We start from the raw sequence: 13906 nt of genomic DNA on the forward strand, positions 1-13906 counted from the left end.
TATTAAGGTTATCGTATCTTTATCTTTTACTTAAACGTTAACTTAAATAGAATAGAGACAAAATCAAACTCGTTAGAAAAGGGGAGAAACGATGACGACGTATCTGTTTCCACCTGACTTTTGGTGGGGGACGGCCGTGTCGGCTACGCAAATTGAAGGAGCGGCAGACCGTGACGGCAAAGGCAAAAACATTTGGGATCACTGGTATGAAATCGAGCCAAACCGTTTTTTTAACGAGGTAGGGCCAGCCAAAACATCGCAATTTTATGATCGCTATAAGGATGACATTGCTTTAATGAAAAAACTTGGCCATACATCATTTCGCTTCTCCATCTCTTGGTCAAGGCTTATTCCTGCAGGAAATGGCGCGGTGAACAAAAAAGCCGTTCAATTTTACGATCAAGTCATTGATGAATTGCTCGCTGCAGGGATTACGCCGTTTGTTAATTTATTTCACTTTGATATGCCAATGGCGATGCAGAAAATAGGCGGTTTTGAAAACCGTGAAGTCGCCTATGCGTTTGCCCGTTACGCGGAAATATGCTTTACGCATTTCGGGGACCGTGTGAAAACGTGGTTTACCCATAATGAACCGATTGTGCCAGTGGAAGGCGGTTATTTATACGAGTTCCATTACCCGAAAGTCGTTGATTTCAAGCGGGCAGTCCAAGTTGGCTACCATACAATGCTCTCTAGTGCTCTAGCAATTGAACGCTACCGCCGTTTAGGGCAAGGAGGCAAGATAGGCATCATTTTAAACTTAACACCATCCTACCCTCGTGCAGAGGAAAACGAACGAGATGTAGAAGCAGCTAAACTCGCTGATGCTTTTTTTAACCGTTCTTTTCTCGATCCGTCTGTGAAAGGGACTTTCCCGCAAGAACTAGTGGCAATTTTAAAACAATATGGGCTTATGCCTCATGTAGAAGAGGGCGACAAAGCAGTGATTTCTGGAAATACAGTTGATTTACTGGGGGTGAATTATTACCAACCACGTCGGGTGAAAGCGAAAGAGACGCCTATAGGAGATGGCCCGCTTATGCCAGGAACATTTTTTGATAGCTACGATATGCCTGGCAAAAAAATCAATCCCCATCGTGGCTGGGAAATTTACGAAAAAGGCATTTATGATTTATTGATGAACATAAAGGATCATTATGGAAATATCGAGTGCTTTATTTCTGAGAATGGAATGGGTGTTGAAGGGGAAGAAAAATTCCGTGATGAAGCTGGTGTTATTCAAGATGACTACCGGATTGAATTCATCTCAAACCATTTGCGCTGGCTCCATAAAGCGCTAACCGAGGGCGCTAATGTGAAAGGGTACCATTTGTGGACGTTTATGGACAATTGGTCGTGGACAAATGCTTATAAAAACCGCTATGGATTTGTGTCTGTTGATTTGGGGAAAGATGGAAATCGGACGGTTAAAAAAAGCGGCTGGTGGTTTAAAACGGTAATTGAAAACAATGGCTTCTAGCGAAGTTGTTGGAAGGGAGAGAAAGCATCTGAATTTGTTGGCATTCGACATTGGCGGGACGACGATTAAACATGGCGTGGTAACGGCTAAAGGTGACATTTTGCAAAAGGGCATCGATGTGACGCCTGCAAGTATGGCGCTTCTGTTTGAATTGTTACAGGACATAAAACATCGTTATGCCGCCAACTACACGCTTTCAGGCGCGGCATTTAGCACGCCTGGAATACCGAATCAAGCAACTGGGTTTATCGACGGCGGCAGCGCCCTCTCTTATTTGCATGAAGTGCCATTTAAGCAAAAGGCACAGGAGTGCATGCAGCTAGCAGTAAGCTTTGAAAATGACGCCAACTGCGCAGCTCTTGCGGAGATGTGGCTAGGGAGCGCGCGAAAAATGAAAGACATTGTTATGGTTGTTGCTGGATCGGGTATAGGCGGTTCGATTATTAAAGATGGCGCCATTCATCGCGGAGCAAATGGCTACGGCGGCGAATTTGGCTACATGGTTATGAATAAACACGGAGAAACGTTCAGCAGCATTACCTCCCCCGTTGAACTGGCAAAACGCGTGTCCGCTGCTAAACGTGCAAACATCGATGCCATTCGCGTATTTGAACTTGCTGAAGCTGGTGATGAGGTCGCCCGTGTGGAAGTTGATCGGCATTTTTATTATTTGGCAGTAGGCCTGTACAATCTACAATTTACCTATGATCCAGAAGCGATTTTAATCGGCGGCGCAATAAGTGAACGAAACGATTATATTCCACGTATTTACGAGAAAATCGATTTGCTTATAAAAGCCAATTCAATGGTGGATCTGCGGCCCAATTTATGGAAATGCCAATTTGGCAATGATGCCAATTTAATTGGGGCTGTCGCTTACTTTAACCAGTCCTTTTGCCCAAAACCAGAAATTGCAGGATAAGCATGCGTTGAGAGGAGGAAATGTATGAATCGGCCAGCATTGGCGAGGTTGCGTAGAAGCAAAACACTAGCCTTTTACTTGTTTATTTCCCCGTGGCTCATTGGTTTTTTAGCATTGGCTGCGGGGCCAATGATTTACTCGTTTTATATGTCGTTTACAGAGTGGCAAGTGATGGGCGGGGCTGAATGGATTGGTCTCGAAAACTATGAACGTTTGTTTTTCCATGATCCGCTGTTTTGGAAAACGATGTGGAACACGTTTTTCTATACATTTTTAGGTGTTCCCCTTGGGCTTGCTTTCGGCTATTTGTTGGCGGTGCTTCTAAACCAAAAAGTGAAGTTTATGGGGGTTTTTAGAACGATCTTTTATTTGCCTTCCATCGTGCCTGCTGTAGCAAGCTCACTGTTGTGGGTGCTTATTTTCCAACCTGAGTTTGGTTTGGCGAATGCGCTCCTTGATTCTGTTGGTTTGCCGACTTCCCGCTGGTTATTGAGCGAGTCGATGGTTAAACCAGCATTGATTATTATGAGCCTCTGGGGTGTTGGCGGCGGCATGATCATTTATTTGGCCGGCTTGCAAGGCGTACCTCCAAGTTTGTATGAAGCTGCTGAGATTGATGGGGCTGGAAAGTGGCGCAAGTTCTGGCATATTACAATCCCGATGACTTCTCATGTTATTTTTTTCAATTTGATTATGGGTGTGATCGGTTCTTTCCAAGTTTTCACTCAAGCTTATGTGATGAGTGGCGGCGGGCCAAACTATGCGTCTTTGTTTTACGTGCTATACCTCTACCAGAATGCATTTGAATTTTTCAATATGGGCTATGCATCCGCGCTTGCTTGGGTATTGTTTGTGATTGTTTTGATCTTCACATTGCTGCAATTCAAATTTTTTGGCAAGAAAGTTTATTACGAATACGACGACTGAAGAAGGGAGGAAATGCTGTTGGAGGAACGGTACCAAGCAAATAGACAAATCGAACCGGTCCAGCCTGCAAGAATGCCAGGGCCGATTAATCAGACAAAGCCGGTTTTCAAAAATTATACGAGGCAAAAGAAATTAGACCGTTTAATGATTTACCTTATGCTTGTTGTTTTATCGATTTTGTTTATTCTTCCTTTTTTATGGATGGTTTCTACATCAATCAAAACCGAGTCGCAAGCGATCTCGTATCCGCCGACTTTATGGCCAGCACCGTTTGATTTTGCTAACTACCGCGAAGTATTTGAATTGGTTCCCTTTTTGCAGTTTTACTGGAACACAATCGTAGTGACAGGGCTGACAGTCATCGGCACAGTCGCTTCCAGTGCCGTTGTCGCTTACGCGTTTGCACGAATTAAGGGGAGGGGCAGGAGCGTCTGGTTTATTTTATTGCTTTGCACGATGATGCTGCCTCCCCAGGTGACGATGATTCCAGTGTACTTGATTTTTACAGAGCTTGGCTGGGTGAACACGTTCTTGCCGTTGGTCGTTCCCGCCTTTTTAGGAAACGCTTTCTTTATCTTTTTATTGCGCCAATTTTTTCGAGCCATTCCAAAAGAATTGGAGGAATCGGCCATTATTGATGGCTGCAGCTTGTTTGGGATCTTTTGGCGGATCGTCGTTCCCTTATCGAAACCGGCGCTGATAACGGTCGCAATTCTTTCATTCATGGGAAGCTGGAATGACTTTTTGACACCGTTGATTTACTTAAATGATATCGATAAATATACGCTAGCCCTTGGTTTGCAAATGTTTAATGGCCAACAAACGATGCAATGGGGGCCGATGATGGCTGCAAGTACAATGGTGATTTTCCCACTCGTCGTGCTGTTTTTCATTGCCCAAAAACATTTTATCCAAGGAATCGCACTGTCAGGCATCAAAGGGTAAATTCCTTATCCAAAGTTTTTTCGGCAAGCGTCAGTAAGAGCGCATTTGTTTGCTAGTCCAGGAAACGAACATGTTGCTTTTGCCTTAACGGCCAGTTTATCAAATTATACGGCCATTGAGGTGACGGAATTATACATTTAAGGAGATGAGATGGATGAAAAGATGGATGTATACACCGGTTGTGTTAGTTTCGCTATTGGCCCTTACTGCTTGTGGAGGCGAGGAAAGTGCAGGAGGCGGTAGCGGCGATGTAACGCTGCGGATGCTTGTCTGGGGAAATGGCCCGGCAGAACTGAAAGGAGAGCGTGAAATCCTTGATGTGTTTGAAGAAAAAAATCCTGGCATTAAAGTGGAGTTAAGCCATGTTCCTTGGGATAATTTTAATGAGCGGTTAACGACAATGTCGGCTGGACGGAATCAGCCAGACGTGTTTTGGATGATCGATGCAGCAGCAATGACGAGCTACGCAAGCCAAGGAATGTTAATGGAACTTGATGGATTTATAGAAGAAAGCGGCATAAAAGAAGACGAGTATTTACCTGGCGCTTGGGATATTGGCGCATGGGAAGGCGTCCAGTATGCCTTGCCAAGGGATCTGACTTCTCATCATATTGTTTTTAATAAAGATATGTTTGACGAGGCAGGGCATCCTTATCCGGAAGCTGGCTGGACGTGGGACGACTTTTTAGAAGCAGCAAAAGCGACAACGATTGAAGAAGATGGGAAGATTGTCCAGTTTGGGATTGCTGGGCTGATCTGGGAAGAAATGATTGTCCAAAATGGAGGTGCTTCGTTTAATATAGATGGATCTAAAGTCGAGATTGATTCACCGGAAACAATCGAAGCGATTGAGTTTATGCATGACTTGGTTGATGTCCACCGTGTCGCTCCATTGGCAACCGAGTCGGAAGGGCTTGGCGATTTGTTTTTGGCTAACCGGGCGGCAATGGCTTTTGCAGGGCCGTGGCACTGGCGCCAATATGAAGAAGACGGAGAGTTTGAATGGGATATTGTTGAAGTGCCGGCAGGGAAAGCTGGGAACAAATCGCAGCTGCTTGGATTGCCGATCGGCATTGGATCGCAAACAGACCATCCTGAAGAAGCGTGGAAGCTGTTAGAATTTTTAACCCATGGCGAAGGCCAGTCCATCCAGGCGAACATCGTTGGCGCCAATCCGTCAGTCACTCGTGAAACGCATACATTTGCCGAAGGCCAATGGGTGCCAGAAAATGTAGAAGCTTTCCAGACGATCATGGAAGAAAACACAGTCGTGCAAAGCATGTTTCCAGATAAGCCAGCTGCTGCCTCGAACATTCAGCCTGTAATCGACCAAATCATGGATGAAAACCGAGACGTGGATGTAGCGGATGCTTTAGGCGAATTAGCAGACAGTCTCCGTGCAGAGTTTGATATGGACTAATTTTGTGAAGAGGGAGGACATGGATCAAATGAAAAGAAAGCGGTTACAATTGTTTGGAACACTAGTGGTATTGGTTTTGTTCGTGTACGGTAGCGGTTCGGCATATGCACAAAACGGATTTCACGTATCCGGTACAGAGTTGTTGGACAAAAATGGCGATCCTTATGTTATGCGTGGCGTCAACCATGGACACTCTTGGTTTAAGCAAGATCTGGAGGAAGCAATCCCTGCCATAGCAGAAACAGGGGCGAACACGGTGAGAATGGTCTTATCCAATGGACAGCAATGGGAAAAAGATGATGCCTCTGAGCTTGCCCGTGTGCTGGCTGCCACAGAAACATATGGATTGACAACTGTGCTGGAAGTCCATGACGCTACAGGAAGTGACGATCCTGCTGATTTAGAGAAAGCAGTCGATTATTGGATCGAAATGGCTGATGTTCTCAAGGGGACAGAAGACCGAGTAATCATTAACGTTGCCAATGAATGGTATGGGTCGTGGAGGAGCGACGTTTGGGCAGAAGCATACGCACAAGCGATCCCGCGCTTGCGCAGCGCTGGCCTCTCCCATACATTAATGGTTGATGCGGCAGGTTGGGGCCAGTACCCTGCCTCAATCCACGAGCGGGGAGCCGATGTGTTTGCGTCCGATCCATTAAAAAACACGATGTTTTCGATCCATATGTACGAATATGCAGGAGCTGATAGGGCGACAATTGCCTATAACATTGATCGTGTGCTTGCTGAAAATCTTGCTGTGGTGATCGGTGAATTTGGCCATAGTCATCATGATGGCGATGTCGATGAAGATGCGATTTTGGCCTATACAGCAGAGCGGCAAGTGGGCTGGCTGGCCTGGTCATGGTATGGCAACAGCGGGGGTGTTGAATACCTGGATTTAGCTGAAGGCCCATCAGGCCCATTGACGAGTTGGGGCAAACGAATTGTTTATGGTGAAAATGGGCTTAAGAGTGATTAATCAATAGAAAGGACTGGTTGCTGCTTTTGCATCTCAGTCCTTTTTGCTGTATTCGTGTTGGTGGGCAAAAGAAAATGGGCGAATCGGTACAATTCGTGAATTTTAAACGAACATAGGCGAACCTAACAAGCAAATATACTCATTTTGCATTTACTAAAGAAGGTGCAAAGGAGGGGAAAAATGGTACGTGTTTGGTATGCACTAAAAAATCTTTTCTTGTTGTTCTGGTTCCCAAGATGCTGGAAAAAGGCGCGGGCGAAAAGAGAGCTGCTACGCGGCCTCATCGGTAAACAAATTGAACTTTCGACACCCTTCGGCTTTCTCGCTGGCGAATTAGTGGTCGTTGGGAAAGACTATATTGAATTGTTGGATGAAATGGGTGCTGACGTGTTTGTCCGCATTGCCAAAATTGAAACGATCAGGTCACTAAGCTGAATGCGGAAGGAGGCAAAGTACTTGTGCAATACTCTTTATAAGAGGCTAGTTCAACGACTCGATGCGCGGGTGGAGGTTGCCACAGATACAAATTTTATTGAAGGCATCCTCGTCTGTGTCACCCCTAGATTGTTGATTATTGATGGAACGGATGGTTATGGATACGGACCAGACACAAGCCAATATATTGACACAAAGGCTGTCAATCATGTGCGGTTTTTGCAAACAGAAAATCAATCATTATAAAGTTAAATCCTTGAAATCGAGCGGTCTTTTTTTGATTCAGTCGGAAAAAGGCCGCTTCTAATTCTCTGAGTATAGCTGCTTGTAAGGGCAAAACCAACATGTCGTCACTTACAGTGTCAAACATGACATAACCCCTCTAGAACATAGAACTTGAAACGATACATTTGTCAGGCAACCTGTTTCTAAAAACTATGGTAATCTATATGGAGAACAATCAATTAGGGGTGGAATGATGAAACGAATTGCAATTGACATGGATGAAGTGATGGCTGATTTTAACAAAAAGCATTTGGCACTGTTTAATAGGGATTTTGGCGAGCAACTAACAACCGATGATTTACACGGCAAAAAGCTAAGGGAGCTCCGCCCTGAGTTAGTGAAAGAAATTCGCAGCTATTTGCTCGACCCTACTTATTTCCGCGACCTGGAGGTGATGGAACATTGCCAAGAGGTTGTAGAGGAACTGGCCCAGTCGTACGAAATTTTTGTGGCAACGGCGGCAATGGATTTTCCAACATCCTTTAATGCAAAGTACGAATGGCTCAAAGAGCATTTCCCGTTTATTGATGACCAAAATATTGTCTTTTGCGGCAATAAAAGCATCATCCACGCCGACTATTTGATTGACGATAATGTGCGGCAATTAGAACGTTTTTCAGGCGAAGGAATTTTGTTTACATCGCCTCATAATGTGAACGTAACGGGCTATCCCCGTGTCCATAATTGGCTGGATGTCAGAGACTACTTTCTGTAAATGGCCTATATGCAAGAAAGGGAGAGCGATAAATGCCCTCCCTTTCTTGCTGAATTCATCTACTCGAGAGATAGGACCCTCGCTGTCTTCAAGCAGCCCCGTTTGGCGGCAATAGCACTGGACCGGCATTACTCCTCTGGACGTTTGCCTGGATCCATCTGCTCGCTTGTTGCGGTGCGAAGCGGCTTGACTTTCAAGTCATTTGCTACGCGAATTTGGCAGGACAGCCGTAGGTTTTCAGCAGTGATGCCTTTTTTGGCACGAATCGCTGCTTCAGCCTCTCCGATTGGGCCAGCGTCGCCTTCGGTAATTTCGCACATGCACGTAGTACATCTAGCATTTCCGCCGCAGCGGTGCAAAATGTCTACTCCGTTGTCTTCCAACGCTAATACAAGTTTCTTTCCATTTTCGGCTTCAAAAGAATGATAGCCTTCAGCGTGAATCATTGGCATGGTCGATATTCGCCCCTTTTTATTAAACTTTCTGTCTCTAAAAATATTGTAGCATGAAAAAGGGAATGATCGGCAGTTAATTAAACATTTGATTAATGTGAAAAAAGATAATGAACGCGGTGGTCATGCTGACCGTTTGAAAAATAGGAAACCCCTGGTTCCAAATAGGCCAGGGGAATTTGGGTTGAACCGGATATGCACATACAATAATACAGATTTATGTAAACGAAGCCTTGACGAGGCTTCTTTCTTAGTGTTCATGAAGATGGCTTTATTCTAAGCCATAGTGGACAAGAAGCTGTGTTTCTAGATGTTCAGCTTGGTCGAAGCCGAGATCCTTGCGTTTGCTTCGCACGTATTCTTCGATGGCCCGTAAATAAGCGGAGAGTTCGCTTGTAGCTGTAGGCAAAAATGCTTTCGCCCGTTCTTCAACTGCATGCAAATCTTCGTTTGAGTACATGTGCTCACCTCTCTAGTCATATTGGAGCCTATGTTTCGTTAGCTCTCAATGTTAGTGTAAAGGAGACAGCTTTCCAAATCTATTTAAGATCTGATAAAGAATGCGTGAAATGATCTTAATAAAACGAAAAAATGCTGAAATGTTCCATAACCACGCCCACATTGTCGGGATGTCAGAGCCATTCACAGTGGCCCACCAAAAAAACTTATTCCCATTTCAATCACATGTTCCTTTGTATTTATTTGAAGGGAATCACTTGGCAGTAGTGAAACAATAGGTACGTCGCTTCCAACTTGAGGGCTCTTGTACGTTAAAAAAAGAGGTATGCAAAAACGCGAACAAAAGCACTTAGACAAATTATTGGAATGGAGGAAATGCCGTGGTACAGCAAATGACCATCAACCAATCAGGTTTTCATGTAAGCCACTATTGGATCGAACCTGTTTCCTTTGCTTTCTATGAAGAACGGACCATCCAGGAGTGGGCCCGTCTGTTGCAACATGCAGGCTCTTTGATCGTGCTCGTGACAGAAGAAGGTGAACCAGTTGGGGCGTTGCTTCCAGAAACGATTGTGGCAGCGATAAGCCATGGAGAAACAGCGATAGAAAAAGCGCTAGAATCGGTAGAAGTGATTGAAATCGAGGACAGGCGTGCACCTAGTCCAGACGGAAGTAAAGTGGTTCTCATCAAAGAGGGCAATGATTATATTGGGGCAGTCACAAGGGAAAACTGGCGGCGGGCGCGGGAAGAGTACGAGCAAAAAGCGATACTGGAAGCGATTTTAGAAAACGCCTATGAAGGGATCGTCATTGTCGATAAGCAAGGAAAGATCGTCAAAATGAACAATGCTTACCGCAGCTTTATTGGCGGAAAGGACGAAGCGGAAGTTGAAGGCAAGTTTGTCGCTGATGTCATTGAGAATACCCGCTTGCATGAAGTTGTAAAATCAGGCATTCCAGAGCGAGGCGAGATCCAACGGATTGAGGGCCAAAATATGGTGGTGCATCGTATCCCAATTTGGCAAAATCACCGTGTTGTCGGAGCTGTCGGCATGTTGATTTTTGAAGGTGTTTCCGAACTTTATGAAATCTTACAACGAGCACGCGTTTTTTTAAGTGAGGAGTCACCATCCACTGAACCAACAAAGAAGGACGCAACGTCAGTCGAGCGCCGGCTTATAGGCAGGAGCGAGGCACTCCAATCATGCAAATGTTTTGCCCGCAAAGTAGCACGCACAAAAGCGACAGTGCTATTGACAGGTGAAACAGGTACGGGAAAAGAGCTGTTTGCCCGTTTGATCCATCAAATGAGCAACCAAGCCAATGGACCATTTGTGGCAATTAATTGTGCTGCTATGCCAGAAACGCTTCTCGAAGCTGAACTGTTCGGTTACGAAGAAGGAGCCTTTACTGGCGCGCGACGAGGCGGGGCAGTAGGGAAATTCGAACAAGCCAGTGGCGGTACGCTTTTTTTAGATGAAGCAGGAGAAATGTCAAATGCGTTGCAAGCAAAGCTGCTTCGTGTGCTTGAGACGAAACAAGTTGACCGGGTTGGCAGCTGCCGGCCGGTCCAAACCGATTTTCGGTTAATTGCAGCGACCAATGCGGATCTCAACCAACTAGTGGCCGATGGCAAGTTTCGGAAAGATTTGTATTATAGGCTAGTGGCAATCACATTAAACATCCCACCGTTGCGTGAACGTAAAGAAGATATTCCTTATTTAATCAGCGCGTTTATGGACCGTTTTGCACAGGAATACGGGCTGAGACACAAACGATTTTGCGAAGACGCTTTGCATGCTTTCCTTGAGTATGATTGGCCAGGCAATGTTCGTGAGTTGGCGAATGCGATCGATTATATTATGGCAATCGGTGAAGAGGAAAAAGTGACAAGTGATACACTGCCTCCATTTTTGCGAAACCATGCAGCGAAGAAAGAATCATTAAAGGCTGTGGCGAGACGTTCCGAGAAGGAGCGAATCGAGCAAGCGATCGTATTAGCAAACGGAAATAAGGCAAAAGCTGCAAAATTGTTAGGCATCCACCGTGCGACACTGTACCGTAAGCTAAAAGAACAAGAGTCGTCGTAATTTAACGACAGTGGCAAGGGGCTGTGTCGCAAATTTGCGATACAGTTTATAGAAAACGCTTTCAATCATCTTGATTGGTAGTTGGCATCGTTTTTGCAATGGCAGAACAACAAGGAGGGGATTAGATGCAAGCAACAACCTGTCATTTGCCAGCCACGATTATTTATGGGGAAAACAGTTTTTTGCAAGTTGGAGTTGAAGCTGCGAAGCTTGGAAGCAAGGCGCTGATCATTAGCGATGCAGTAATGGAAAGGCTCGGAAATGTTGAACGGGCTCAAGCATTGCTTAAGAAAAGCGGAATCCCATCGTATTCCTATTTAGGTGTAGCAACTGAGCCGACAGATACGTACGTGTATGAAGCGTTGGAGTTGTTTCGTACAAAAGGTTGCAATGTCATTGTTTCCATTGGAGGAGGAAGCTGTATAGATACAGCTAAAGCTGTCGCGGTGCTAGCAGCCAATGGCGGATCAATCGATGAATACATGAACGGGCGTACGATTGCGCGAAAAGGGGCGGTTCCTTTAATTGCTTTGCCGACAACAGGGGGCACTGGTTCTGAAGCAACAGACGCGACAGTGATTACGAACACAGACACCAATGTCAAAATGATGATTAAACAGCAAGCCTTTATGCCACGGACGGCTATTGTTGATCCAGTGCTGACAAAATCGACGCCTAAACACATTACTGCGGCTACTGGAATTGATGCGCTTACCCATGCGTTGGAGGCTTATATTAGCAAAAAAGCACATCCGTTTACCGATGGATTGGCGCTATCGGCAATGGAGCGGATTTTCCACTATCTATTGCCCGCCTATAAAGACGGCAACGATATGAAGGCAAGGCATGAAATGTTGTATGGCTCGCTGCTTGCAGGCATGGCTTTCTCCAATTCATCCGTTTGTCTTGTCCATGGGATGTCAAGGCCAATTGGCGCTCTCTTCCATGTACCACACGGTGTTTCCAACGCTATGCTTTTACCGGTTGTGCTTGAATATACAAAGGAAAGTTGCCAGGAGCGCCTTGCTTCAATCGGCCGTGTCCTCTTTCCAGGAAAAAGCGGCGAAGGGACTGAAACATTAGCTAATGCCGTTGTCGAAGAAATCGTAGCACTGTGCGCGAAAGTCGATATTCCTACATTGCCAGACTGGGGCGTTCAAGAAGAGGCATTTATGCCAATGCTTTCTAAAATGGCTGACGATGCGCTTGAAAGCGGAAGTCCGCAAAACAACCCGCGTGTCCCGTCAAAACGAGAGTTGATTGAGCTGTATGAGGCCCTCTTTCAACAAAAACCGGCCGTTTTCCATTAAGGGGGCATAGACAAAATGATCAGCATGATTGGCTTATTAGGCGCACTGGCCCTTTTAATCGTATTCACATTAAGAGGGGTTAATATTATTATTGCCGCTCTTCTTTCTTCTGTTCTTCTTGCTTTAACTGGAGGGCTTAACTTAAACGCGGCAATGGGCGGCTACTATATGGAGGGGTTTACAAACTATTTTGCTTCTTGGTTTTTGGTTTTTCTATTAGGCGCGATTTTTGGCAAAGTCATTCAGGACACAAAAGCCGCGGAAGCAATTGCCGATTGGATTGAGCGGAAATTAGGCGCAAAGTGGGCGCTGTTTGCGGTAATAGCCGCATGTGCGATTATGACTTACGGAGGCGTCAGTTTATTTGTGGTTGGTTTTACCGTTTACCCAATTGCTGTATCCTTATTTAAGCTCGCCGATTACCCGCACCGTTTTATACCGGTTGCCATCGTATTCGGTTCCATTTCGTTCACAATGACTTCACCTGGCTCACCTGAAATCCAAAACATTATTCCAACCGAGTTTTTTGGCACACAACCAACTGCTGGTGGCTGGATTGGTGTTGTAATTGCGGTCTTTATTATGATTGCAGGCGGCCTTTGGGTCAGGCATATGTTGAGGGCAGCGCTGAAAAAAGGCGAGCGTTTTTCGCTCCCAAAAGACAGCCCTCTATACGGGCTAGAGGGAAAAGCGCTTGATGAACTGGCGGCGGCAAAAGAGCGCCTATTGCCAAAGCCATTGTTTGCGTTGTTGCCGTTAGTGATTGTGCTTGTTTCTTTAAATGTGCTGTCGCTTTATATAGCCGCCAAAACGGCTGTATTGGTCGCGCTGCTTCTTGGCATCGGAACGACATGGCTGTTTAATTTGAAATTTGTAACGCAAGTCGGAGAGTCACTCGCCGTAGGCGCCCAAAATGCTCTTGTCGCAATTGCCAATACATGTGCTGTTGTCGGCTTTGGCAGTGTCGCTGCGCAAGTGCCTGCTTTTGATTTGTTTTTACAAGCATTATTGAATGCAGCAGGCCAACCGTTCGTTAGCCTAGCTTTGTTTGTCACAGTCATTTGCGGAATTACCGGATCTGCATCGGGCGGCCTCGGCATTGCTTTGCCGCTCATTGCCCCTGATTATATGGAAAGGGGCGTAGACCCAGGAGCGATGCACCGTATTTCCGCGCTAGCTTCGGGTGGGCTAGACTCACTGCCTCATAACGGTTTTGTCGTCACGACGATTCGAGCTATATGCGGAGAAACCCATAAACGAGCATATGGGCCTATTTTCTTAGTGTGCACCCTTTTACCGACTGTCGCACTTGCCATTGCCGTCGCGCTCTACACGTTTTTTTAATCCTAAACTGCACCGCAATTGAAAGACAGCGTCGATCAATTGCAGGTGCTGTTTTTATATAAGGGGGCGTTTGTTTGATTTTCACCGCTTAAACGAAGTGATTGTCAGTAGTGAAGGAACACGGATTTGGAAAGGAAACGGTT

At 45.6% G+C, this 13906-nt stretch carries 15 protein-coding genes; 13 read left to right on the plus strand and 2 right to left on the minus strand.

Going from position 1 to position 13906, the window contains the following annotated elements:
* The first annotated feature begins 91 nt into the window (after positions 1-91).
* From BUC05_RS16525 to BUC05_RS16560, 9 genes are all read left to right on the plus strand, one after another.
* The gene (locus BUC05_RS16525) at positions 92-1480 is read left to right on the plus strand and encodes a glycoside hydrolase family 1 protein (protein ID WP_035202292.1); all 1389 of its coding nucleotides are present in this window, start codon (positions 92-94) and stop codon (positions 1478-1480) included.
* Entirely contained in the window at positions 1470-2402 is a 933-nt protein-coding gene (locus BUC05_RS16530) for an ROK family protein (protein WP_050748925.1), read from the plus strand. The genes BUC05_RS16525 and BUC05_RS16530 overlap by 11 nt, the downstream gene beginning before the upstream one ends.
* A gap of 24 nt (positions 2403-2426) precedes the next feature.
* Positions 2427-3329 (plus strand): carbohydrate ABC transporter permease, encoded by a 903-nt coding sequence (locus BUC05_RS16535; RefSeq protein WP_011245178.1) that lies wholly within the window; start codon positions 2427-2429, stop codon positions 3327-3329.
* A gap of 12 nt (positions 3330-3341) precedes the next feature.
* Positions 3342-4274, plus strand: coding sequence for a carbohydrate ABC transporter permease (locus tag BUC05_RS16540; protein WP_035202293.1), 933 nt, complete (start codon positions 3342-3344; stop codon positions 4272-4274).
* A 154-nt stretch (positions 4275-4428) separates the two neighbouring features.
* A complete protein-coding gene (locus tag BUC05_RS16545; protein WP_011245180.1) occupies positions 4429-5694 on the plus strand; it encodes an ABC transporter substrate-binding protein in 1266 nt (421 codons plus the stop codon).
* A 19-nt stretch (positions 5695-5713) separates the two neighbouring features.
* Complete coding sequence (locus tag BUC05_RS16550) at positions 5714-6673, plus strand: glycoside hydrolase family 5 protein (RefSeq protein ID WP_035202294.1); 960 nt, start codon at positions 5714-5716, stop codon at positions 6671-6673.
* Between the two features lie 180 nt (positions 6674-6853).
* Positions 6854-7108: a hypothetical protein gene (locus BUC05_RS16555; RefSeq protein WP_035202295.1), complete on the plus strand. Its 255-nt coding sequence runs from the start codon at positions 6854-6856 to the stop codon at positions 7106-7108.
* Between the two features lie 21 nt (positions 7109-7129).
* Complete coding sequence (locus BUC05_RS21305) at positions 7130-7354, plus strand: hypothetical protein (RefSeq protein ID WP_011245183.1); 225 nt, start codon at positions 7130-7132, stop codon at positions 7352-7354.
* 232 nt (positions 7355-7586) lie between these two features.
* A complete protein-coding gene (locus BUC05_RS16560; RefSeq protein ID WP_011245184.1) occupies positions 7587-8108 on the plus strand; it encodes a 5' nucleotidase, NT5C type in 522 nt (173 codons plus the stop codon).
* A gap of 128 nt (positions 8109-8236) precedes the next feature.
* On the opposite strand, the gene BUC05_RS16565 is transcribed toward BUC05_RS16560, so the two are convergent.
* The gene (locus tag BUC05_RS16565) at positions 8237-8560 is read right to left on the minus strand and encodes a 2Fe-2S iron-sulfur cluster-binding protein (RefSeq protein ID WP_035202297.1); all 324 of its coding nucleotides are present in this window, start codon (positions 8558-8560) and stop codon (positions 8237-8239) included.
* Between the two features lie 271 nt (positions 8561-8831).
* Positions 8832-9020: a hypothetical protein gene (locus tag BUC05_RS16570; protein WP_035202298.1), complete on the minus strand. Its 189-nt coding sequence runs from the start codon at positions 9018-9020 to the stop codon at positions 8832-8834.
* 109 nt (positions 9021-9129) lie between these two features.
* Between BUC05_RS16570 and BUC05_RS21565 the strand changes: the two genes are divergently transcribed.
* The 4 genes from BUC05_RS21565 to BUC05_RS16585 all read left to right on the plus strand — a co-directional run bounded on the left by BUC05_RS21565 (position 9130) and on the right by BUC05_RS16585 (position 13763).
* The gene (locus BUC05_RS21565; protein ID WP_156323114.1) at positions 9130-9297 is read left to right on the plus strand and encodes a hypothetical protein; all 168 of its coding nucleotides are present in this window, start codon (positions 9130-9132) and stop codon (positions 9295-9297) included.
* A 102-nt stretch (positions 9298-9399) separates the two neighbouring features.
* Positions 9400-11109: a sigma-54 interaction domain-containing protein gene (locus BUC05_RS16575; protein ID WP_051881124.1), complete on the plus strand. Its 1710-nt coding sequence runs from the start codon at positions 9400-9402 to the stop codon at positions 11107-11109.
* Positions 11110-11234: 125 nt separating this feature from the next.
* Positions 11235-12419 carry an iron-containing alcohol dehydrogenase gene (locus BUC05_RS16580; protein ID WP_035202299.1) on the plus strand — a complete coding sequence of 395 codons (1185 nt, stop codon included), beginning with the start codon at positions 11235-11237 and terminating at the stop codon, positions 12417-12419.
* Between the two features lie 15 nt (positions 12420-12434).
* Positions 12435-13763, plus strand: coding sequence for a GntP family permease (locus tag BUC05_RS16585; RefSeq protein WP_035202300.1), 1329 nt, complete (start codon positions 12435-12437; stop codon positions 13761-13763).
* The last annotated feature ends 143 nt before the right edge of the window (positions 13764-13906 follow it).

Origin of the sequence: Shouchella rhizosphaerae, assembly GCF_900142675.1 — a bacterium.
GTDB classification, from domain to species: Bacteria; Bacillota; Bacilli; order Bacillales; family Bacillaceae_D; genus Shouchella; species Shouchella rhizosphaerae.